Origin of the sequence: Bacillus aerius (genome assembly GCF_029894105.1) — a bacterium.
GTDB lineage: Bacteria > Bacillota > Bacilli > Bacillales > Bacillaceae > Bacillus > Bacillus altitudinis.
Genome location: NZ_JARYHO010000001.1, coordinates 795,464 through 816,845, shown reverse-complemented (window position 1 = coordinate 816,845; position 21,382 = coordinate 795,464). Strand labels below are relative to the sequence as shown.

The 21,382-nt window shown below is 39.3% G+C and carries 22 protein-coding genes; 4 read left to right on the top strand and 18 right to left on the bottom strand.

What is annotated here, in order from left to right; all coding sequences use genetic code 11:
* Window positions 1-58: 58 nt before the first annotated feature.
* The 7 genes from M2353_RS04105 to M2353_RS04075 form a co-directional block, all read right to left on the bottom strand.
* Window positions 59-1,774: an ABC transporter ATP-binding protein gene (locus tag M2353_RS04105; protein WP_282746746.1), complete on the bottom strand. Its 1,716-nt coding sequence runs from the start codon at window positions 1,772-1,774 to the stop codon at window positions 59-61.
* Window positions 1,775-1,786: 12 nt separating this feature from the next.
* On the bottom strand, window positions 1,787-2,713 hold the full coding sequence (locus tag M2353_RS04100) for an ABC transporter substrate-binding protein (RefSeq protein ID WP_024720274.1): 927 nt from the start codon (window positions 2,711-2,713) through the stop codon (window positions 1,787-1,789).
* 170 nt (window positions 2,714-2,883) lie between these two features.
* Window positions 2,884-4,428 carry a helix-turn-helix domain-containing protein gene (locus tag M2353_RS04095; protein WP_284725007.1) on the bottom strand — a complete coding sequence of 515 codons (1,545 nt, stop codon included), beginning with the start codon at window positions 4,426-4,428 and terminating at the stop codon, window positions 2,884-2,886.
* Between the two features lie 76 nt (window positions 4,429-4,504).
* Window positions 4,505-5,545 carry an NAD(P)/FAD-dependent oxidoreductase gene (locus M2353_RS04090; RefSeq protein WP_024720272.1) on the bottom strand — a complete coding sequence of 347 codons (1,041 nt, stop codon included), beginning with the start codon at window positions 5,543-5,545 and terminating at the stop codon, window positions 4,505-4,507.
* Between the two features lie 316 nt (window positions 5,546-5,861).
* Window positions 5,862-6,491: a rhamnogalacturonan acetylesterase gene (locus M2353_RS04085; RefSeq protein ID WP_008341695.1), complete on the bottom strand. Its 630-nt coding sequence runs from the start codon at window positions 6,489-6,491 to the stop codon at window positions 5,862-5,864.
* Between the two features lie 129 nt (window positions 6,492-6,620).
* The gene (locus tag M2353_RS04080; protein ID WP_008341697.1) at window positions 6,621-7,106 is read right to left on the bottom strand and encodes a DUF6884 domain-containing protein; all 486 of its coding nucleotides are present in this window, start codon (window positions 7,104-7,106) and stop codon (window positions 6,621-6,623) included.
* On the bottom strand, window positions 7,103-7,651 hold the full coding sequence (locus tag M2353_RS04075; RefSeq protein WP_065460038.1) for a VanZ family protein: 549 nt from the start codon (window positions 7,649-7,651) through the stop codon (window positions 7,103-7,105). The genes M2353_RS04080 and M2353_RS04075 overlap by 4 nt, the downstream gene beginning before the upstream one ends.
* A gap of 164 nt (window positions 7,652-7,815) precedes the next feature.
* On the opposite strand from M2353_RS04075, the gene M2353_RS04070 reads away from it, so the two are divergent.
* The 3 genes from M2353_RS04070 (at window position 7,816) to M2353_RS04060 (ending at window position 9,134) form a co-directional block, all read left to right on the top strand.
* Window positions 7,816-8,394, top strand: a complete 579-nt coding sequence (locus M2353_RS04070; RefSeq protein WP_008341700.1) for a TetR/AcrR family transcriptional regulator — start codon at window positions 7,816-7,818, stop codon at window positions 8,392-8,394.
* A gap of 80 nt (window positions 8,395-8,474) precedes the next feature.
* Window positions 8,475-8,819, top strand: coding sequence for a DMT family transporter (locus tag M2353_RS04065; RefSeq protein WP_017358819.1), 345 nt, complete (start codon window positions 8,475-8,477; stop codon window positions 8,817-8,819).
* Window positions 8,820-9,134 carry a DMT family transporter gene (locus M2353_RS04060; RefSeq protein WP_050827065.1) on the top strand — a complete coding sequence of 105 codons (315 nt, stop codon included), beginning with the start codon at window positions 8,820-8,822 and terminating at the stop codon, window positions 9,132-9,134.
* A 54-nt stretch (window positions 9,135-9,188) separates the two neighbouring features.
* On the opposite strand, the gene M2353_RS04055 is transcribed toward M2353_RS04060, so the two are convergent.
* The 8 genes from M2353_RS04055 to M2353_RS04020 all read right to left on the bottom strand — a co-directional run bounded on the left by M2353_RS04055 (window position 9,189) and on the right by M2353_RS04020 (window position 17,081).
* Window positions 9,189-9,476, bottom strand: a complete 288-nt coding sequence (locus tag M2353_RS04055; RefSeq protein ID WP_284725006.1) for a hypothetical protein — start codon at window positions 9,474-9,476, stop codon at window positions 9,189-9,191.
* A 118-nt stretch (window positions 9,477-9,594) separates the two neighbouring features.
* On the bottom strand, window positions 9,595-10,152 hold the full coding sequence (locus M2353_RS04050) for a class A sortase (RefSeq protein ID WP_284725005.1): 558 nt from the start codon (window positions 10,150-10,152) through the stop codon (window positions 9,595-9,597).
* A gap of 129 nt (window positions 10,153-10,281) precedes the next feature.
* The gene (locus tag M2353_RS04045) at window positions 10,282-11,340 is read right to left on the bottom strand and encodes a WxLIP family cell surface protein (protein WP_284725004.1); all 1,059 of its coding nucleotides are present in this window, start codon (window positions 11,338-11,340) and stop codon (window positions 10,282-10,284) included.
* 50 nt (window positions 11,341-11,390) lie between these two features.
* Window positions 11,391-12,140, bottom strand: a complete 750-nt coding sequence (locus M2353_RS04040; RefSeq protein ID WP_284725003.1) for a WxL domain-containing protein — start codon at window positions 12,138-12,140, stop codon at window positions 11,391-11,393.
* Window positions 12,141-12,158: 18 nt separating this feature from the next.
* On the bottom strand, window positions 12,159-12,920 hold the full coding sequence (locus M2353_RS04035; protein ID WP_284725002.1) for a WxL domain-containing protein: 762 nt from the start codon (window positions 12,918-12,920) through the stop codon (window positions 12,159-12,161).
* A complete protein-coding gene (locus M2353_RS04030) occupies window positions 12,901-13,302 on the bottom strand; it encodes an EF2685/EF0750 family sortase-dependent surface protein (protein ID WP_284725001.1) in 402 nt (133 codons plus the stop codon). The genes M2353_RS04035 and M2353_RS04030 overlap by 20 nt, the downstream gene beginning before the upstream one ends.
* The gene (locus M2353_RS04025; protein WP_284725000.1) at window positions 13,295-16,273 is read right to left on the bottom strand and encodes an isopeptide-forming domain-containing fimbrial protein; all 2,979 of its coding nucleotides are present in this window, start codon (window positions 16,271-16,273) and stop codon (window positions 13,295-13,297) included. Before M2353_RS04025 ends, M2353_RS04030 begins: the two co-directional genes overlap by 8 nt.
* A 55-nt stretch (window positions 16,274-16,328) precedes the next feature.
* A complete protein-coding gene (locus M2353_RS04020) occupies window positions 16,329-17,081 on the bottom strand; it encodes a hypothetical protein (RefSeq protein ID WP_284724999.1) in 753 nt (250 codons plus the stop codon).
* A gap of 384 nt (window positions 17,082-17,465) precedes the next feature.
* Here M2353_RS04020 and M2353_RS04015 point away from each other — a divergent pair, with 384 nt between their 5' ends.
* Window positions 17,466-18,968, top strand: a complete 1,503-nt coding sequence (locus M2353_RS04015; RefSeq protein WP_284724998.1) for an AcpB/EbpR/MafR family transcriptional regulator — start codon at window positions 17,466-17,468, stop codon at window positions 18,966-18,968.
* A 254-nt stretch (window positions 18,969-19,222) separates the two neighbouring features.
* Here M2353_RS04015 and M2353_RS04010 read toward each other — a convergent pair whose 3' ends face one another.
* The 3 genes from M2353_RS04010 to M2353_RS04000 all read right to left on the bottom strand — a co-directional run bounded on the left by M2353_RS04010 (window position 19,223) and on the right by M2353_RS04000 (window position 21,373).
* Window positions 19,223-20,035 (bottom strand): leucine-rich repeat domain-containing protein, encoded by an 813-nt coding sequence (locus M2353_RS04010; protein ID WP_284724997.1) that lies wholly within the window; start codon window positions 20,033-20,035, stop codon window positions 19,223-19,225.
* A gap of 416 nt (window positions 20,036-20,451) precedes the next feature.
* A complete protein-coding gene (locus tag M2353_RS04005) occupies window positions 20,452-20,778 on the bottom strand; it encodes a hypothetical protein (RefSeq protein WP_284724996.1) in 327 nt (108 codons plus the stop codon).
* Window positions 20,771-21,373 (bottom strand): class D sortase, encoded by a 603-nt coding sequence (locus M2353_RS04000; RefSeq protein WP_284724995.1) that lies wholly within the window; start codon window positions 21,371-21,373, stop codon window positions 20,771-20,773. The genes M2353_RS04005 and M2353_RS04000 overlap by 8 nt, the downstream gene beginning before the upstream one ends.
* Window positions 21,374-21,382: the final 9 nt, after the last annotated feature.

The following is a 21,382-nucleotide window of genomic DNA, read 5'->3' as shown; positions in this document are numbered from 1 at the left end:
GAAGCGAAGGACTGACACCGAATGCGAGGGTTTGTCTACACGCCGAGCTTTTCCTCTTTTACATTCTAAACTGTGTTTCATACAAACGCCGGTACATCCCATCCATTTCCAGCAGGTCTTCATGCCTGCCTTGCTCCTTGATGCCCTCTTTTGTTAAAACCACAATCCGGTCAGCATGCTGGATAGTTGCTAGGCGATGCGCAATAATAAACGTGGTTCGTCCTTCGGATAGTTCTTCAAGTGAGCCCTGAATAAAGGATTCTGTCTCCGTATCCAGAGAAGATGTGGCTTCATCTAAAATAAAAATTGGCGGATTTTTAAGGAAAATACGTGCAATGGAGATACGCTGTTTTTGTCCGCCAGATAACATCATTCCGCGTTCACCGATGATCGTATCAAGCCCATTTGCCAAGCTATTTACAAGATCCTTCAGTTGGGCTTTCTCCACTGCCTGCCACACTTCTTCATCAGATGCATCGAGTTTTCCGTATAAAATGTTTTCTCGGATGGTCCCATGGAATAAATAAATATCTTGCTGGACGACACCAATTTGTCTCCGCAGCGAAGGCAGTGTCATCTTTCTTGTCTCTATGCCATCAATTGTAATGGTACCCTCCTGCCATTCGTAAAAACGTGGCAGCAAACTGCAAAGCGTCGATTTCCCAGCACCAGAGGGACCTACGACCGCAATGGTCTCTCCTTGTTTCACCTCAAGATTGATGTCATGAAGAACCGGTTTGTCTGATTCATATTGAAAAGACACATGCTCAAAAACGATATCCCCATTTAACTGATCAACTTCAATGGCATCATCCGCATCCTTTTCATCTGGTGATTGATCGATGAGTGATGCAAATCGTTTAAAGCCCGCTGCACCTTTTGGATACATTTCAATGACTGCATTGATTTGTTGAATGGGTCCTAAGAAGATGCCTGTTAATAGCACAAATGACACAAATTCCCCATACGTCATATTTTTTTGCAGCACAAACCATGCGCCGCATACAAGGCCAAACACTGTCACACTCTTAATAAGAAAATGACTGACAGCGGTATGCACAGCCATCATTTGATATGTGGTTAGCTTTGTCTTTCTAAATTGCTCGTTATGTTCAATAAATCGGTCCATTTCATGTGATTCATTTCCGAATGCTTTCACAACCCGTATGCCACTAATATTGTTTTCCACACGTGAATGGAATTGACCAATACTCGAGAACATTTTATCAAAAGCAGCAGACATTTTTTTCGTAAAGTAGACGGATAACCCGATCAAGAATGGAACGACAATAAATGTGAGAACTGCCAGCTGCCAATTAATCGACAGCATCAAGCCAAAGGCACCCGTGAGTGTCATGATCGCGATAAATAAATCCTCCGGGCCATGATGCGCAATTTCACCAATATCCATTAAATCATTTGTCATACGGGACACGAGTTTTCCCGTTTTCTTTTTGTCAAAGAAGCGAAAGGACATTCTTTGTACATGAGAAAATAGCTGATTCCTCATATCCGTTTCTATATTAATGCCTAATTTGTGCCCAAAATAGGTCACGACATAATGCATCGTAGAACTGATCACGTATAAAACGAGGAGCAGAATGCCCCAAAACCAAATGGCATCCCAATCACCATTTGGCAGCAAATCGTCCATCACTTTACTGATGGCAAGGGGAAAGGATAATTCGAGTAAGGCTGCCAGTACCGCACAGGAAAAATCTAATATAAACAGCCCCATATATGGTTTGTAGTATGAGAAGAAACGCTTTAACAATTGACAGACCTCCTACCGATCAGACATTTCTGTCAATATGTCAGCAAACTCTTCCGCTTGATTGGCTACTGCAATCGGATCGTAAGGCCAGAAGAACTCTGTATCCATTTGATAGGTCTGCTCTTTTTTGACAGATTCTAGACTCTTCCAAATAGAATTGTTTTTATCAAATGTTCCGCCGTTGCTTTCATCAATGAAAATGTAATCTCCTGCATATTCAGGAAGGGTTTCATAAGAAATGACTTCATACCCTGTCTTACTTTTTAAAATCGTATCTCTGACCTGTTTTGGCGGGTTTACTTGTAATTGCTGATATAATGCCTGCCCGCCTCGATAAATTCCGTTACCATATACATAGACATCATTTTTAAAAGCGCCCATGATCGAGACCGTTTCATTCTCTTTTAAAGCAGACTTCACTTTTTTCCTAGCAGCCTCGATTCGTTGATCGAAGGCGGTGAGGAATGCTTTTCCTTCCTCTTCTTTATTTAAAATTTTTGCCAGCGTCGTTAATTCTTCATGTGCATCTTTGAAAGAACCGTAAGGATACACGATGGTAGGCGCTATTTTTTTGTACACATCATAGACTTTTTCATCCTGTACTGCTGTGATAATCAGATCAGGCTTTAAGCTAAGTGCTTTTTCAGCTGAACGCTCGTCACTGATGTCCTCTATTCCTTTTATCTTGTCCTTTAAGTGTACGTTCTTTAAATCCTGCGTGGTCGATCCCACAGGCTGAACGTCAAGTGCAATCACACTCCCTAAATATCCATCTACGAGAATTCGTTTAGGTTCAGCTGGAATCTCTATCTTTCCTTTCACTGTTTCAACCGTTTTCGTTTCTTGCTTTGATTCTGCTGTTTTGGCTTGTTCTTTATTGCCACAAGCCGTCAATATCATTAGAAGAATGACAGCACATATCCAATACGTCTTTTTCATCTCCATATTCCTCCTTCATTTTCGCCACTGCAAATGAGAATAGTTATCAATTACTAGTCTCATGTATTCTATCAACCTCACCCGTAGTGGTCTATGGAGGATTCTCGCAACTTACATATGGACAATTGTTGGATAGGCTGACTGTGTCAATTGAGAGACAAACCGGTCCATCAAAAGAAGTGCACGCTCTCCTTCTCAAATCGAAACTCCTCCAGTTTTACTGGATAAAAGGTACCATTTTTCACAGCCGATAATTGACGAAGAACATCACTTTCTTCCATTCGCTTGTCCATTTGCTTATACCACCCATATTGGTCAGAGACAATAAAAAACATATGATCCGTCTCGTATTCTCCAAGTCTCTCTAAAGGAATGACTGTATGTTGATTAGGAAGAAGAACTTCTTCTAAAATGGCTTTTGGAGGTTTTAAGCCAAGCGTTTCGTAAAGATAGAAGGCCCCTCTTGCCTCATAGGACCACATATACACTTTGTCATGTCCTCTCATTTCATAGATCGCAACGGTCTCGCCTTTTTCTCTAAAGGAAGACAGGGTGTTTCTTGCCTGTTGACTAAGCTGTTCAAATCGCTTCACCCAATCGTTTGCCTCATTTTCTCTTCCTAAAAGGCGTCCTATAGACAGTACCTCTTTTACAGCATGATGACCGGCGTATGGCAGAACAAGAACTGGTGCGATTTGCTCCAACCGCTTGATCAATGCAGGTTTTGAATAATAATAGTTAGGGACGATGATGACATCTAATTGAAGTGATTTAAAGACGTCATCAGGCGTATGTTCATTTATGACGAGCGAACCGGCCAGTTGTTCTTTCAGTATATCTGAATGGAGATAGGTTTCTTCGTCAATACAAACAGGCTCAATGCCTATTGCAACCAATGACCCGACAAATTGAAAAGCAGCAATACGCTCTGGTCTTCGGTTCATTCGAAACTGACTGGGCGTTCTCCCTGTTTTTTGACGGAACTTCCTGCTGAAATATAAACTGTCTGCATACCCGACTTGCCGTGCTATGATTTGAATTTGATCGTCTGTTTGCAGAAGACGTTTTTTGGCTTCGTCTATTCGAATTTGTGCAATGTATTCTGTCACACTCATCCCCATACTTTGTTTGAAAAAGGTAGAAAAGTAACTCTCATGAAACCCCATCTTATGAGCTAAGTCTTTTCTTGTTAGTTTTTGATCATAATGCTCAGCCATATACTGCAAGATCATGTTAATCGAATAATGCACTTTTTCGTTGAATGGCTTGGATTGTTTGCGGAAAATGAACATGATTTCTTCCAACCATTTCGCCTGTTCTTGTATGATTTGGCTCGTCTGTATTTGTTTGATATAAGAAAAAAGGACGGCAGAGCCTTTCACCACTTCCCCGTTATCAGGGAGATTATCGTGATTCACCTTATAGACCAATTCATTTTGTGCATCTTGTGCCAGAGTGAATTGGTCAAATGTGACAGTATAGATCACCACTTGCTCGCTGGATAAAGATTGAACCATGACATCTATTCCTGAGCGGATCAACACACTGTCTTTGGCGTTTAGCTCATATCGAATTCCTTCCATGTCAAGTCTCACCGCACCGTCCGTAGTCAAGAACATCAGTGAAGATGTTTGCCATGAGTCCGTTTGTTTCACAGAAAGAGATCGTTTACTGCTTTCTTTCATGCGAAGAATTGTATGAGTATAGGCGGTCATTTCCTCTTTCTCCTTCCATATAAAAAAAGTGCTAAAATAAACCATTTTAGCACTTCAATGTCTGACTGAATGGTGATTATCGCGCTCCAGCCGTTTGTAATTCTTTGTTTTTCTCTTTAAAGCGTTCATTATGTGAAGACACGTACGCTACTTTTTCTGCTTCTGGTTCGATGTATAGCTTTGCGCTATTGAGTGCATTGACTCCATCAACAAACGTACCGGCAATTAAACGCACTTTACTTTTATGTGTGCATAAGTCGCCAACTGCATAGACACCAGGTAAATTGGTTTCCATCTTTTCATTGACCTCGATGAGTCCCCACTCACCTTGCTTGAGTCCCCATTCTGATAGAACACTTAAATCACCTTTCATGCCATGGTTGACGATGACAGCATCGGTTTCGATTCGTTCGATGTCGCCTGTTTCTAAGTGCTGAATGGTGACGGCTTCGATTTTGTCACCTTGACCATGAAGCTCTGTGAGTTCATGCGGTGTGAGAATGCGAGCACTGGATGCTTTCATGTTGGCGACGTTTTTTTCATGTCCACCAAACATATCACGACGATGCACAACGGTCACACTTTCAGCAATTGGAACGAGGGCATTTGCCCAATCAACAGCTGAATCTCCGCCTCCAGAGATGACCACCCGCTTCCCTGCAAACGTCTTTAGCTCCTGCACGGTGTAATAAAGGTTTGTTACCTCATAACGGTCTGCATGCTCGATTTCAAGTTTTCGCTGAACTGGTATTCCATGACCCATCGCTAAGATGAGGGTCTTTGTCAAATGACGATCGCCATTTTCAGCCGTCAGCAGGATATGACCATTCTCATCCCGCTCGAATTGCGTGATTTTTTGATTCAACGCAATCTCTGGTTCAAATGTTTTCGCCTGTGTTTCTAGCTGCTGAATCAGCTGTTCACCTCTTGTTGGCGGCAAACCGCCCACATCCCAAATGACCTTTTCAGGATACAGTAGGATTTTCCCGCCAAGGCTTTCGTTATACTCCAGTACCTTCGTCTTTAAATCCCGCATCCCACTATAAAAGGCGGTGTACATTCCTGCTGGACCGCCACCAATAATGGTGACGTCAAACAATTCAAGCTGATCTGTCATTTGAGTCCCTCCGTTTTTCATTGAATGATCTATTTATCATTGATATTGATTCTCATTATCATATGTATCTATTGTAGTCTACTGTAGCGAAGGGAATCAATAGCTTTCTATAAAAAAAGAACAGGACGAGCATTTACTCGTCCTGTCAGCGTGTAGACAAACCCTCGCATTCTTTGTCAGTCCTGCGTTCCGGTGCTCACGAATGTCAAATTCGCTCCGCTCCAGTACTCGTCCTTCCTAGATTGCAAAGGTTTTCTATCACGCTGAAACGAAGACAAAGGGCTAAAATAAAGTTCATTTTAGCCCTTTGTCTTCGTTACACAATCGTTAAACCGAGGTCCTTTAATTCAAGAGAGACAAGCCTTGCAATCGCATCTGCCCCTTCTTTCGTAAAATGTGTGCGATCCTCAATGCCTGTCGACAGCATGAAGAAAGACGTCGTTTTCTCTATGCCGGAAATTTGATAAAACTGGAGACTAACTGTATTTAAATCAACGAGAAGAACTTCTTCTTCATCGGCTAGTTCTTTCATCGCAGCACAGTAATCAGGAAAATCGTTGATATATTCTCCGTCTTTCTCATGAAAACGTCCGACAGGGGTTAACAAAAGCGGTGTTGCCCCTTTTGCCCTTGCTCCATGAATATATTGTGACAAGTAACTTTTATACGTTGTAAAAGGCTCTGTATGACGCTCTGGCTTCTCCTTAGAAGCATCATTGTGTCCCATTTGTGTGAAAAGCCAGTCTCCCGGCTGAATGACGGACAATATCTGATCAAGGCGTCCTTCTTCAATGAATGTCTTTGAACTTCTTCCACCGATCGCCCGATTCTCGACTTTGACATCATGCGCTGTATAACGGTGTAAAAACTCTCCCCATCCTCCTTGAACAGGACGATCTGGATAAGATGAAACGGTTGAATCACCAGCTAAATAGATGGTTGTCATGTTCATACGCCTCCTTTTTCATTGAGCCACCTCTTCAAGAGCGATGCAGACGCTAGTGGCTACTGAAAAGATATGAAACCATTCACATCGCTTATTCAATGATTCTCTTTTTTGTGCTGAAAACCCTGCTTACGAGGAGATATGAGTGTATGAAATATGCGGCGGAAGTTCTATTTTTGTCTCAGTCGCTCTCTTTAATGCCTGAAGCATATAGCCAATGCCTTGATAGGGAGCGAGCGGATAATTCGCCTTTTGGTGAGGCTGTAATAAAGGATCGATCACTTTCCGATATTTCTTTCCGCCTAGTATGACTAACTCATCATATGCGGCGAGATTTTTTTCATCAAATTGATGACTCAGTTCTTCTCGTGTCACCTGTTCTTTATGCGGTTTGCCAAATGCCACATCATAATTTTCATGAATCATGTCCCCCGCCTTTAGGAATCCGTGCTTTGCGGATAAAATCATCCAGTCTGAAAAGAATGTTTGAGCATAGATTTTTGTTCGCTGATGCAGCGGACTCAAGTAGACGAGACCCGCTGGCTGGCTTCCTGCCTCTGAATTCACGTCCCATATTTTCTTGGCGCCGCACGGGATGATACATATTCGCTTCATCTCTTATTCTCCTTTCTTCGCCGGTACGTTACATAGACGATACAGCCTAGTGCCGTTCCAAGTGTATTTAAGATCATATCATCTATATCACTGCTTCTTGTAATCATACCAGATTGTGAGAATATCCATTGAAGGATTTCGATGATCGCTGACAAGATCAACCCAGCCAGCACCGCCTTTTGAAAGCGACATGTCCGAAAGGCTTGATATAGAAAAAAACCAAGCGGCACAAATAAGAGAATGTTCCCTGCCAAATTTAAAAAGACAAGGTTTGGATAGCCATGCTGAAAGGCGTGTAGGTTTTGTTGAATGGAGTGGAAGGGAATCAGATTGACGCTCACTTGATCTTTTGGTGCCGAAAAGCGATTCGGAAAGACCGTTAAATAAAAGAGAACATTCGTATATACAAATAAAAAAGCAAGGACCATTTCTGTTCGTAAATAGATAAAACGTTGCTGCTTTTTTGCCAGTCTATATCTCATATATAGATAGAACGGGACGAGCAGAAGGAAATAAGCCATTGAAAACATAGCACTGGATGTCATACAAATAGCTGCCCCTTTCTTACATCATGCTTGACCATATTACAGGTTATTCAAGCTTTCCTGTATCTATTCATCACTTATTCTCACAATTCATGCGATATTGACAAATCGTCATTTTCTCGGTATACTGACTGACATTCAGTCATTTTAAGGTCGGTGATCCTGTGTCAAAACGAGAAAAAATTATGCTTGCTGCGATTGATGCCTTTAAAGAGAAGGGAATTGAAAAGACGACTATATCGGATATTGTGAAAACAGCAGGAGTAGCGCAAGGAACTTTTTATTTATATTTCCCTTCAAAGCTTTCTGTCATGCCTGCCATCGCTGAACATCTAATCGCACAGATGGTCCCTGCCATTGAAAAGGAACTCACTCAGCATGCGGATGTACTTGATCAAGCAGATGCGCTAGTTGAATTTATTTTCTCTTTTACAAGACAATACCGTGATGTTCTTGCCCTAACGTATTCAGGTTTAGCTGCCACCGAGCATTTAAAGGAATGGGAAGATATTTATGAACCGATTTACAAATGGGTCGCTTCTTTTTTAGAAAAGGCAAAACAGGACAAAAGAGTACGTGCGAACTTGAACTGTCAATATGCTGCGAAATTCATTATCGGTTTACTTGAATCATCAGCTGAGCAAATGTACTTATTTACAGAAACAGATACAGAAGAGGTTCTGATTCAAAAGCGAGAGGTCAAGCAATTCCTTCTTTACGCACTCGGCATAGAGACACCTTAACTTAGTACAGCACTTGCTGTACGCTCTTTTTTGGCTTCAAAATGACGAATCGTCAGTTTTAAGGTTTAGGAGGAAATACGATGAAAAAAAGCTGGATGTATGTCGCACTCACATGTTTATTTGAATTACTTTGGGTGTTTGGTTTAAATAAAGCAGATGCTGTGTGGGAGTGGGCGATCATTATCTGCCTGATCCCGGTTGATTTTTATTTTCTAATGAAAGCCTGCGAGAAGCTGCCGACAGGGACCGTGTATGCCGTGTTTGCCGGAGTTGGAACGATTGGTACGTCTTTGATGGATTATGCGCTGTTCGGCGGTTCGTTTTCATTAGAAAAGCTCTTATTTATGGGTATTTTAATTCTCGGAATTATTGGACTGAAGGTGTCTGATGGAGATGCACATGAGCAGAAAGGAGAAGCGGTATAAATGGGCTGGTTTTTTGTACTGTTGGCCTCTGCCTGCGAAATTGGCGGAACCATTGGCCTCAATATGTTCAGTAAGAAAAAGCAAATCACGACAGGCATGTTATTTGTCGGCGGATTTGCCTTATCCTTTTTGTTTTTGTACGCCTCGTTCTCTTCCGTTCAAGTCTCCGTTGCCTATACGGTTTGGATTGGACTTGGAACAGCGGGTTCTGTCTTGTTTAATATGATTCTATTTAAAGAGCCGAAAAACATGATTCGTATCCTCAGCTTGCTGCTGATTGTGATAGGTGTGGTTGGGCTGAAGTTGTTTGCTTGATGTGTGAAATTAAAGAGGCTGTGGATTCGTCCACAGCCTTTTTCTTCATTCAAATCAATGATACACAACTTCTTCTTGTATCATTTCAATCGCGTAAGGAACACACTCTTGATGATCTAGAAGCAAATAAATCACAATTGGATTTTGTTTATTACTATTTTTTTGGATAAACAACACAAAAACAAATGATTCAATGTCTTTTGGCAATTTATCTTTAATAAAAGAGGGCAACTTTGATGATATTCTTAGTACCTTTTTATCTACCAACCACTCATCATGACGAAGAGCAGGATAATATTCGTTAATAAAATGTTGAAAAAGATCAATATCCTTTGAACACAAACCTCATTCAGCTCCTTTTATACAGGAAATAACTAAGGATTAAAAAGGCAAACATCAGCACAAAGACTAGTCATATTATTTGCTTGTCTGCTAGCGTTTCTTTCATTTGCAATTTGGTTCATTCTTGTTTAAATTCTTTATTCATCACCTTGGAATGCTTCACTAGCTTTGCTGTAACGATTAAACGATGTGTAGTTGCAGTTGGGAGGTCACAGGTTATTAAGGTTAACCGAGCATCTGCAGTCTCTTGTATCACATCTATTCGAGATTCATCTATGGTGGTTATGTCTGTGATTTCATAAGTAAATACTTGTTCCTTATTTGTTATGTTGATCTTGTCCTGTTTCTTTAGTTTTAAAAGAGGACCAAACAAGAGATCATCATCTCTCATATGATGGCCAACTAAAGGATAATTTCCTTTTCCCATTTGCTGATCTTCTCTCATTGTCGCTGCACCTGCGAGCAGGTTAGATGAATTGACTCCTTTAAGGATTGGCAATGCGACTTGGAGGCGCTCAATCTCTATTTGACCGATGACAGCACTCTTTTTCACTTGATTGCCATACTTTATGACATCTAACAGTGATGGCGTTTCGACTGCTTCAAAATGAAAGGAAGCTGTTTTCTGCTCGTTTACTTTTAGCTGATTAGCAGAAAATTGATTGATCTGAAACATCATTACATTCCTGCTGACCAGAAATTTTTTTATGTTTGGTGCACTGATCAAAATGGTGCCTGCTATTACAAGGAAAATTATCATAAGCATAATGAAATGATCTTTCCACTTCATGACTCTCATGTTTCGCTACGCATGAAAGGACGTCTGATTCTCTACATCAGAGTGTTTATTGCGCTTTCTCTTTTTTCGAATAAATAATAGCAGCAGACCGAGTGCAATCATAAGCAGACCGATTCCAAGAACAACATACATCCAGGTGTAATCTGTCTCAATCGTGACATCTTTTTGATTTAGTTCTTTTGCAATATCCGCATCTATTGTAAAGTCCTTTGTCCAATGCCATGTTTTATTCATCGACTGCGCCGTCATATCGAGTGTATATGTCCCAGCCTTCAATTTCTGTCCATTTAATGGAACTGGAAAGCGAAAGTGTGAATTCGGTGCCATTTGCATATCTTTCTTATCTGCTTGATAAAGTACCTCACGACTCCCTTTTTCCATAATCTTTGCCTTCACACTCATTTTGTTCATATACATTGGCATAACATTTTGAATCTCTGCTTGAATGACATTGCGTGCATTCAGCTGGCTTGGCCCAACCTTGTTTAATTGTAGCTTTGGTGCAATCTTTGTTCTGTCCCCGCTTAGTAAAATGGCAACAACATATGAATACTTATTTTCAATTGACAGGCCAGCTTCTTTTTTGTTTTCCTTCGGCTCTTTTTCTTTTTCTTGAAGTGTAACCCCTCCAGCTAACCACCCATCAAAAGGCTTCTGAGGTGCAGTTAAATGTAACGCTAGTATTTTTTTCCCTTTTGCTGGAATGGTTACATCTTGATTCATTTTCACTAAATCTTCCATTTTATATTTCAATGTCGGATCTTTTTTTTCTTCTGTTTTCCCATATTCTACTACACCATTTACATTTGTAGTGGCTGTATGCACCTGTGGTTCTATCACAATCTGTCGATTGGTGTCATTTCTCAATAAAATTTGAAGTGTTTGTTTTTGTGAAGGTTTCACCTTCAAGTCAAAATAAGATTTTGACTGATCTATTTGGTTGCGCGGAATCACTGTTGTAACAGAAAAATTAAGTTCTGACGCATTTACTTGTTTCGTCTGTGAGATATTCATGATGCTGAACATTGCCACCATCATGAATACGATTTTCCATATTGAATTCATCTCAGTGCACTTCTTTCTTTTAGTAGATAAAAAATACACAGGACAACTTATTATTGCCCTGTGTTATCGTTAGCTGGGACATCCATCAATGTCCATGTGAATGAGGTTTTATAAACTTCTGCCAGCTTTGTTGTGGAACCTGGAACTTCTAGCGAAATACTTTCGCTTTTTGATTTGTCTGTTCCAAATGCATAGACATACGTGCCCGCTCCCTCCCCACTTCCAGCACTCACCACTTGCTCAGCAGCACCGATACCATCTGGCGTGAGGCTGAATGTATCTTTCAATTGGGATGGCTTTGGTGAAGTGGATATTGTATTGATTTGGGCTTGTTTAAATGTTATTTTTGCGCCTGTTAGTTCATGTCCCGATGTCGAAACAAATTGTCCATTTTGTTTTACTTGAAGAGACCATCCAGTTTCTGTTCCTCGGTTATCCGTCACTTGAACATAGTTCGGTCCCTCTGATCCTCCAGTAAACGCTTGGGCTTTTGCATCATACACTTCATTTTTAGTTGAAATTTTATTTTCTCCGAAATGAAGAGAAGATGCATAATCGATACTCAAAGGCCCGGCCGTCCCTTGGTTTGATCCACTCAGATTTATCGGGTCAATTGGTGTCACTGGATTCTCTGGATCTGGATTGCTTGGATCTACAGGCGGCGTGACATCTTGATTAGGTACGAAATTGACCACCGCATTAGAATCATAAGTTTGGCCTTCCGCAAAAACAGGGTGGCTATTCAGTAGGATTCCACTGAAAATAGCCACTGTGATCACAACAAATCTATTTTTTTTCATCATTGATTCTTCTCTTTTTTATTCATTTCCTGGAATATCAGATAATGTCCAAGTGAGCTCCGTTTTATATTTCACTGCGTCCTTAGGTGTTTCCCCAGGAACAGTCAATGTGATGGCTTTATTTTTTTGAAAGCTTTCTCCGTCCACATCTACCGTCTCAACCGTTCCAAAACGATCAACCCATGTTCCTGCACCTGCTCCAGTTTTCGCAGTCATGACATTAGATGCTGCTCCACTTGGGTCAAGAGTAATATCTGAAGTAGTTGGTTCTGCCATAGCTTCTGCGTTACTTATTGCTTGCCCCGATACCAGCTTAATTTCAGCACCAGTGAGCTCCTTGTTCTGTGTTGCATCATTCGAGAGCTGCCCTTCCTGCTTAACTGTTAAAGTCCAGCCTGCGTTACTTCCACGCTGATCTGAAATTTGAACATAGTTTGGGACAGTTCTGCCATCTTCTAACTCTTGAGCATTTGCAAAATAAGTTTCATCTTTATTTGTGATTTTATTTTTGCCAAAGTCTAAGCTAGATGCGAAGTCTATACTTAGTGGTCCTGCTGTCCCTTGATTAGGGCCATTAGGATTCGTCGAATCGACCGGCTTTACTGGATTGTTTGGATCTGGATTCATTGGATCAATTGGGGACATAGGCTCTGGGTTTACCACAAACTCTACAACACCGTTTGATTTGTATTCACCACCGTCTGCGGCATGAGCAGTTGTTGTACCCATTGTAAATAATAAAAGTGCTGCTGTGATTGAACTAGCCTTCAAATATTTCATGTTCATTTCTCCTTTTTTGTTTTGATACTTTAAAAATCATCAGAAATATGATCGAGATAAAGATGAATACCCATCCAACGACGAGATAAATCGACTCTGTTTTGTCTCCCGCTTTTGGTAATACTGAGTTGGCCTGATTACCTTGATCGGATCGATTGCTCTGAGGTGCTTTCTTTCCCTCCTGATCCGATTGGTTGTGTTGATCTTTAGACTGATTCTCTCCATTTTCCGGTTCATATGTCCCATAAAAATCAACTTGTCCATTTGATTTATAGTTTTGATCTGCTGCATAAATGGTCTGAGAACTTAAAACAAATGTGAAGCACACGATCAATATCACAATGACGAATCTACCTTTAGACAAGATCCATCTATTACCCATTTCCCGGAACATCCTGTAATGTCCATTCAATGATGCCGCTGTAGTTTGTACTCCGTGCTTCACCGGCTTTAACGTCAAGTAAAAGTCCTTCCTTGACTCCTTCCCATTCAGACGAGATATTCAGTGGTTTATGATCCACACTCTTGTGTCGATAAATGATTACATCACTCGCACCTAACACTTGGTCTTGTCCAGCTTGTCGATAAACTAGTGCACTTGGCAATGTATCTCCATTACTGCTTTGTAACGTTTTAAATATCCGAGCTGTCACTTGCCACTCAGATTTCACTTTTCTTGTGTCCTGTACAATTAAATGATTAACTTGATGAATAAGAGGATATCTTTCATTCTTTGGCGAAATTTTTAATTGTTCACCAAAAGAGAGCATCTTAGGAGCAGATACGAAATCTAGTACCCCCAATATCTCACCCCCTGGATTCTCCACTTCATTTGACTGGACTGTGATTGTTTTCAGTTCTTTCTCTGGATCAATCGGTCCGGGTGTAAATTCAACTTCATTCGGTATTTCTCCTGTAGCTGAAGCTTTATTTTTAATCGTCTGCTCTACTGCGCTTTCGTTCACCTTTGCTTGAAACATCACATTGATTTCTTCTTGTGATGACAGGTTGCCAAGCTCAATCTGAAGCTTTTTCGTTCCCTCATCATAAGAAAACTGAGAGGAATTGATCGCTTCTCCATTTATCTGGATAGAAGATGGAATGAAATCTAATTTCTTACTTAATTCATCTTCTAATATCACTTTTTTCCATTCTGTTTGAACATCTGCTGATTTGTTGTTCTTCACGCTTAATGTGTAGGTAAGGATAGAACCAACCCTTGTCACTTGATTCCCATTATTGACAGATACAGACTTGGTGACAGTGTTTTCATCTGGCAAGACATCCTTCACCTGAAAACTGGCTGCTTTTTTAAAAGTTGTATCATGATATTGCAAGTCTTCTGCTGGATTGGAATTGCCCTGACTGCTGTTAGTAGGCGGCGGGTTTTGGATATTTGCTGCTTCTTCCGCTTCATCTGTTAAAAATACTTGGACAACATCATTCTTCTTTAAATAGGCTGGTAAATCGAACTGCCAATCTCCTTGGTCGTTTACATTCGCGCTGCCTTTAATCAAAGAGTCATTTACCTTGACCGTTACGGTTGCTCCAGGTTCACCATTCGTTCCAAAAATTTGTTTTGTTGCATTCGTTATATTGTCGGCATTCGTTATGACAGCCGGATTTGGAGGTGTTACATCAACGACTGTTGTTTTTGATACCTTCAGGTCATCTGGTTGACTCAGTCTTGCTTGTGGTGAGGAGGAATCTTCATTTCCACGCCATACACTGATCACTTCAACCTGATCACCAGCATGTAACAACTGCTGATCTGGAAGATCAATTTTAAATAAGCCTGCCCGCTCTGTCTCTCCATAAATACTCAGACGATTTTCACTTCCATAGGTTTTGCCAATCAGCTGCTGCTTTGTACCATCAGCTTTCGTCACTTCTGCTCGGACATATGCTTCATTTGTCCAAGCATTACGACTATCTGAATTTCCAACTGGTACAGTGACATGACCATAGATGGAATGATCTGCATTTGTTGGTACCCTTAGCTCATCAACGATCGCCCTAGCATTATTCCCACTCATTCGAGAATATAAAGTTGTCCCATTTACACCGTAAGAACTAGACGAAGTGTTAAATTCACTTGGTATATTGGTCGAGACAATTGTTGAGAAATTCGAACCGCCTAATTGATAATCAAAGTTAGACCAATGCCTGGATGGATCCCCATCCAAATTACTGCCTTTTGGCCATACAGCTAGATCTGAATTTGTTGATGTGAAGCTTGAGGTGCTATTAAGCTGAAAAATAGATCCACCTCCACTTCGATTATTTCTAAAATCATAGAATTTTGGATTATCTACTTTGACTGTGGCATGTCCAGCATTAAATATGCCATTATTAATACCACTTGTTCTGCCTTCTGCTATGAAAGTCGTTCCTCGGCCAGCTTCAATGCTGCCTCTGTAACTTTCCATATCAATAGCAGGACCATTCTCTGCTTGAATATTCATGATAGAGTCTTCATCTTGAATGTCAAAGATGGCATCATTTCCAGCGGTGAATAGCATACCTTGATTTGCTGCATCGCTTCCTCCATTTGCAGGGGAGCCATTACCAGCATTTTCAATACTAACCTTTCCACCGCTCCTTACAATAAACTTGTTATTGTCGCCGTACATTCGAACTGCCGGCGCATTACCACCGGTTTTATTGATATTGATTTCAGCATGATCCGTTACATTAAAGGTCATATTACCTGACAATCGAAACCTTAATGTGGCACCTAAATTATTGGTATTATCATCAGAACGTAAGTTTAACTTTGAATTACCACTGACATTAAAAACGCCCCCACTACTATTCATTAACATAGCGGTTGTCCGTTTACTGTTTACATTGATTTCGGCATGGTCTGTGATATTTATGACAGCACCGTCACCAACCAATGAAATAAGTGCCCCGGCATCTCCGGTTTGATTTGAATTTCCTTCTACTTTTAGCAAGGTGTGTTGACCTGTTACATTAAAATCTGTTTTGGCGTTCATCTGCATAGCCACATCATATTCACTATAAAAGGAAACTTGAGACCCTTCACTGATTTGAACAGTAGAACCATCTATGTCAGTGTAATACAACACGTTTGAACCACTTGCATTCAAAATGGCTCCATTCTTTATAATGAAATGCTTTGCAATAAACGCTGTATTTGTTGTGATATTGTAGGTGTTTTGCCCGCCATCAAACTGAATTGTTCCCTGCGGTAGATTGGCTAGTCCTGAGGTCGTGCCATCTTCACTTTCAACGTTTTGAAAAACAACCGTCCAGCCGGCACCATTGCTAAGAATCGTTGATGTCAAAATAGGGATATTACCCGTTTTTTTGACCTTTACATTTTTCATTGTGAATGTAGCTTCTGATACTTGTCCTAATGTCAAAGCACTTAGTGTCCCAAAATCAATCGTATGACCATTCCCCGTTAATTGTAATGTCCCTTCGGTAAGTGCCTAAGCTGATACCAAAACCTTTGGAAATACTTTGGCTAAGCGAAATCACATGTACAGCAGGATCAGCAAGTGCTTGAATAAATTCACTCCAGCTTGAAACAATCGTCCCTACATCCTCTGATTGTGTAGATAACGCTTTAAATGTTGAATTTTGCACCATTTGTTGTTTAATTCGTGCCAGCTTTTTTCCCTCATTTAATTTGAGTTCAGCTGTCTCTTTATTTAATTCGGTCTCTTCTTTTTTCTTCTCGACGTTAATTACCAAAGGGGGTGATTGAACCATTGTGTTTTCAATTACTGCTTCAGCTGTTAAGCTGTATGTTGAGGCTTTACTCAATTTAAAAACCATGAAGACGTTCCCTATGGCTTTCTCTTCTCCTTCACCTTTTAAGGAGGAAATTGTCACTGTAGATGAAAAAGCGTCCCAATTAAATTGGACATGTTCATTCCTTTTATCTTCTTTCATTTGTTGAAGTGAAATGGATAAACCATTGGGTATTTTCACTTGAATCTTTTGAATTGGATGAAGGATGTCCAATGTGGTTTCAAATAAATCCCCTTCATTGAGCTGAACTGAATCACTACCCCATGACAGGTCCCCTTTATTCGAATCTTCATCAACAGCTGCTGCTGAGGGTATTAACTTCTGGGTGAATATCATAATGATGATCATAAAAATGCTGATAGCCTTACTTTTATTCACTCCATCCTCTCCTTTGTATTCACAAAAGTGCCGCCTTCTGGATCTAAGTCATTCTTTTGATGTATGATCTTAGAACCTTTTATTTCCTAGCACCCTTCATTTATCATAGTATACTTTTGTAAGTTAGTTATTTTTTATTTTTAAAAATAGAATGCAAAATTCTATTTAATTTATTATAATAAATCAACATTTCTTCATCATTATCTACACATTAGACAAAAAAAGAGCGATTTCACACCTCATTCTGACTGTAGTCGCTATTTTCATTTTAAAAATTGCTGCACTCTTTGCATTTTTTAAAACAAATTTGATTTGATAAAACAAGACAATAATTCAAATTTCAATTCTTATTCTGATGGAATTCGTTGGAGGAACTTCATTTATATGAAATTAATAGATACTAAGTCTAAGAGAATGATCAGCATTTTAAATTTACTCGTTTCCCAGAACAAATGGTGGACAATTCAGGAGTTTGTCGATCTCGAAATTGGATCCTTCCGTGCCATACAACATGATCTGGAAATCATGAAAAGTTATTTAACTGATGACAATGAACCACTTTTACAATTTCAGCTAAGGAAAGGAATGAGCATTCAATTTTCTCTGCGGCTCCGAGTTGATGACTACATCAGGCAAATCTTGCTTGAAAATACAACCATTCAATTAGTGACTGGCATTATATTTGAACCTCCGAAGCCATTTGGAGATTGGGTGAATGATTTAAATGTTAGTCGATCGACTTTATATTCAAAGATTAAAAAAATTAATGAGGAATTAAAAGAGTATGATATAGAGTTGAGATCCGATACAATGCAATTTCACGGAAACGAAAAAGAGATTCGACGGTTTTTCGTCGAATTCTCATTTGAAATCTATGGAAATCACTACTGGCCATTTTTGCGAATTGAAAAACAATCTGTCTCCGCTTTTCTTTCAAAACTTTGTGAACTTTTTCATACCAACTTACCAGAAATAACGATCAATAAATATTCTTTTTGGTTGGCCATCATTATTCAACGTTTAAAAGAAAATCAAACGATTCAGCCTGTTACCTATCCAATCTATTCGCAACCAATATCATACGAACTTAAGAAATCAGGGGAATCAATTCAGGACTGCTACCATGCTTTATATGAAGAATTCTTCAAGCAGTTTAAGATAAAAATTCCCCATGCAGAATTAACTTATTTTCTAGTCCTTATTCCAATAGTAGGAAATTTCAAATCCATTTACTCTATTCAAGAAAATGTTAATTTATTACAAATTCATTATCCTGATCTTTATAATAGAATTCAATGTTTTATTGAACAACTAGATAACATTTATTCTCAAAAAATTAGCAATCGTCAAGAGCTTACGATCCAATTAATACAATTTTACTTAAGAACAAAGGAATTAAGAGGTGAAAGTGAATTCATCTTTAATACAAAAAGAAATCTTTTGGAACAGGTTAAGCTCCGTTTACCCTATTTCTACAAACGAATGACTCAGATTATTCAGCTATTGAATGCAGATGATCTTCTAGCATCTTTTGTACATAATCAAGATGCTCTCATATGCCTTATTACCTCTAACTGGAGAGGACTATACTCATTAGAATTACAGAAAAAACCTACTATCAATATGTTCATCACTTCTTCATTGGGAAATAATCATGCATTGTTGATCGGAGAATTAATGAGAGAAAATATACCACATCACCTTCAAATCATTACGGATTACGACCAAATATTAGATGAACAGTTTTTATTTGATCAAAAAATTGATTTGATTATTACCGATATTAGATTACCTAAAGACGTGAATTTACCCATAATCAAGATAAGTGCTTTTCCTACACAAAAAGAATTTGAATGTATTAACAATATAATCATCGAACTGTTCTGATCATGGCTCTGTCTTGTTTCATATGATTCTATTTAAAGAGCTGAAAAACATGATTTGCATACTTAGCTTGCTGCTGATTGTGATTGGTGTGGTTGGGCTGAAGTTATTTGCGTAATTGAATAACAAAAAAGGAAGGGATTAAAGCCTGATGGAAAATATCAATTAGAACACTGTGACATGAAATGTATGATGGTATTAGCCATTAATTTAGCGATAGAAAAAGCAATGGACTTGATTTCCCATTGCTTTTTAAGTTAATTTATATACTTTTCTTGGTACGCTTTAAATTGTTCTTCGTATTTTTGTAACTTTTTCACATCGACTTTTGAATTTAATTTCGGTTTCCGCTTTCCAATTACCATTACATCTTTATCTACAATAGGACTTGATAAAAAGATGTATGGTGCAAAACGATCACACTTCGTATTTGGAAGGGTTACGGATAATCTAGCGTATTCTTCTGTCGGGAATTGGTTTGAAATGTCAAGTTCCTTGAGTCCCTCTAATGCCGATATTGGCTCTAAAGACTCGTCCTTCACTTTTATATTTGATAAGCACAGATATTTTAAATTCTTAAGGTATCTTAAAGGTTGAAGAGTATTTAAATTTAATGTATTCCAAATCCCGCCTGACAATTGCAACCATTCTAAACCAGTGTTTTTTTGCAAAGGGGCTATGTCATTCAACTTTGAAAAATCTGTTAAGGATAAAGATTTTAAAAAAGTGTTTTTTGATAGATCCCATAAACTTTGTGCCTTTGTATTCCATTCAAGTGCCAATACCTCAACATTTTCAAGAGAACTGATGATTGATAAATCTTCTACTCTCAGTTCACGCATATAGAGCATTTTGGGATTAACTAAGCTCAAGATCGTATTGAATTCCTTTTGGCTCACTTTGTAAATCCATAATTTCGTGAGGTTAGAAAAAGAGTTCAACCTTTCAATATTTTTTGTTTTTCCTGTGATTAACAACTCGGTGGAATTTTCATCTACATCGGCTAAATCATGAACAACTTCTGGTTGGGCATCATGATGAAAAATATAATCAGGGTCTTCTTTGTGCATTCTTTTACCTCCACACCTACGAATGATGGATATCTAAATGAATTTTATCAGAAGTTTGGAGTCAAAACATTATTCTTTCCGATATTTCTGCCGAAGAAATAGGGGAAGGGATAAAAACTAGATGATCTTCTTTGGTCCGTTTAACCACAATCCGCTGATGATTACGTCTATTTTCAAATCCATTTTATAAAATCTTTATCATCTAAAATATGGAACAACAACATATCAACGACTTCGCTTTCACTATACTCCATATATTCTGCACAGGTCTTGACGATAGCTCGTACTCTTTCATATAAACAAATAAAAGAACTCCAATTCATATACGAATTAGAGTCCTCATTATATGACTAATACAATTTTCCCACCTTAAAACCGTACCCGTTAATCAAAGGCCTTCCTTTTTTATTTCTCGTTTAATGTGGATCATGCTGCTCTAGCAAGAGATCCATTGCGTAAATCGATTCGCCTTTTTCATCCAATAAAAAGTACACAATCAAAGGCTCTCCAAAGGACCCTGTCTGCTGCGTGAACAAAACACATGTGAATTTTTCAATACCTGCCGGAATCTTTCTTCTTAATAAAGGATGAAGAATAGGCGAAGTCCGAATTGTATCTATATCCACATCCCAGCGTTCGTTTTTTAAAGTGGGATAATGCTCTACTAACAGTTGGTGTAACATGTCGGTCGTGAACACTGCTTTTCCAGCATACCCATCATCTATTATGTTGGTGTTATACATCCGACGGTTGCTTATCCTTTGAAGCATTGATTCGTATTCCTTTTAAGACAAATCGTTTCTGGCCATCAAGAGTACAAGTGATTAATGTCAGTTCTTTTATCCCGCGATCCTTTAGTACATCAACATCCGTCGGTTCAATCGTAGCTGAGCTGACAATTTTGTATTCGTATGTTTCTGCTTGATGATGTAAGACGACTTTTTCTCCTTTAGGCACCTCTGGCAGCTGCCGGAAAAGCCGGTCGCCTCTATACCCTCTATGGCCTGCAATCGTGAAATTTCCTTCACCTGGCATTTGATGAGATTTGATTTGAGTCAGTGCAATACCTAAATTTTCTTTTGTTGTAACAGGAAGCACTTTTTCGTTTAAATCAATTGACGGGATCTCAAGCTCCATCGTATCTCGCAGGTCTTCTTCGGACACTGTTAAATGTGGAATAGAAGAAAGGGCATCACTGTCATTTTCTTCAATCATTTTCAATGCCTGTTCCATGGCTGCTGTCTCCTGAGAAGTTCGCCACTCATATAGAAAAGGAACGGAGATGAGCATTAGTCCCGCGACCACCAAAAAGCTGCCTAATAAGGTTCTTTTTTTCATCAATACACT

Excerpts from the sequence above, each read along its gene's own strand:
- M2353_RS04100 (WP_024720274.1), bottom strand. The coding sequence starts at position 2,713 with ATGAAAAAGACGTATTGGATATGTGCTGTCATTCTTCTAATGATATTG.
- M2353_RS04095 (WP_284725007.1), bottom strand. The coding sequence starts at position 4,428 with ATGACCGCCTATACTCATACAATTCTTCGCATGAAAGAAAGCAGTAAA.
- M2353_RS04090 (WP_024720272.1), bottom strand. The coding sequence starts at position 5,545 with ATGACAGATCAGCTTGAATTGTTTGACGTCACCATTATTGGTGGCGGT.
- M2353_RS04085 (WP_008341695.1), bottom strand. The coding sequence starts at position 6,491 with ATGACAACCATCTATTTAGCTGGTGATTCAACCGTTTCATCTTATCCA.
- M2353_RS04080 (WP_008341697.1), bottom strand. The coding sequence starts at position 7,106 with ATGAAGCGAATATGTATCATCCCGTGCGGCGCCAAGAAAATATGGGAC.
- M2353_RS04075 (WP_065460038.1), bottom strand. The coding sequence starts at position 7,651 with ATGACATCCAGTGCTATGTTTTCAATGGCTTATTTCCTTCTGCTCGTC.
- M2353_RS04065 (WP_017358819.1), top strand. The coding sequence starts at position 8,475 with ATGAAAAAAAGCTGGATGTATGTCGCACTCACATGTTTATTTGAATTA.
- M2353_RS04060 (WP_050827065.1), top strand. The coding sequence starts at position 8,820 with ATGGGCTGGTTTTTTGTACTGTTGGCCTCTGCCTGCGAAATTGGCGGA.
- M2353_RS04050 (WP_284725005.1), bottom strand. The coding sequence starts at position 10,152 with ATGTTTCAGATCAATCAATTTTCTGCTAATCAGCTAAAAGTAAACGAG.
- M2353_RS04045 (WP_284725004.1), bottom strand. The coding sequence starts at position 11,340 with ATGAATTCAATATGGAAAATCGTATTCATGATGGTGGCAATGTTCAGC.
- M2353_RS04040 (WP_284725003.1), bottom strand. The coding sequence starts at position 12,140 with ATGAAAAAAAATAGATTTGTTGTGATCACAGTGGCTATTTTCAGTGGA.
- M2353_RS04035 (WP_284725002.1), bottom strand. The coding sequence starts at position 12,920 with ATGAAATATTTGAAGGCTAGTTCAATCACAGCAGCACTTTTATTATTT.
- M2353_RS04030 (WP_284725001.1), bottom strand. The coding sequence starts at position 13,302 with ATGGGTAATAGATGGATCTTGTCTAAAGGTAGATTCGTCATTGTGATA.
- M2353_RS04025 (WP_284725000.1), bottom strand. The coding sequence starts at position 16,273 with ATGAAAAATGTAAAGGTCAAAAAAACGGGTAATATCCCTATTTTGACA.
- M2353_RS04015 (WP_284724998.1), top strand. The coding sequence starts at position 17,466 with ATGAAATTAATAGATACTAAGTCTAAGAGAATGATCAGCATTTTAAAT.
- M2353_RS04010 (WP_284724997.1), bottom strand. The coding sequence starts at position 20,035 with ATGCACAAAGAAGACCCTGATTATATTTTTCATCATGATGCCCAACCA.
- M2353_RS04005 (WP_284724996.1), bottom strand. The coding sequence starts at position 20,778 with ATGTATAACACCAACATAATAGATGATGGGTATGCTGGAAAAGCAGTG.
- M2353_RS04000 (WP_284724995.1), bottom strand. The coding sequence starts at position 21,373 with ATGAAAAAAAGAACCTTATTAGGCAGCTTTTTGGTGGTCGCGGGACTA.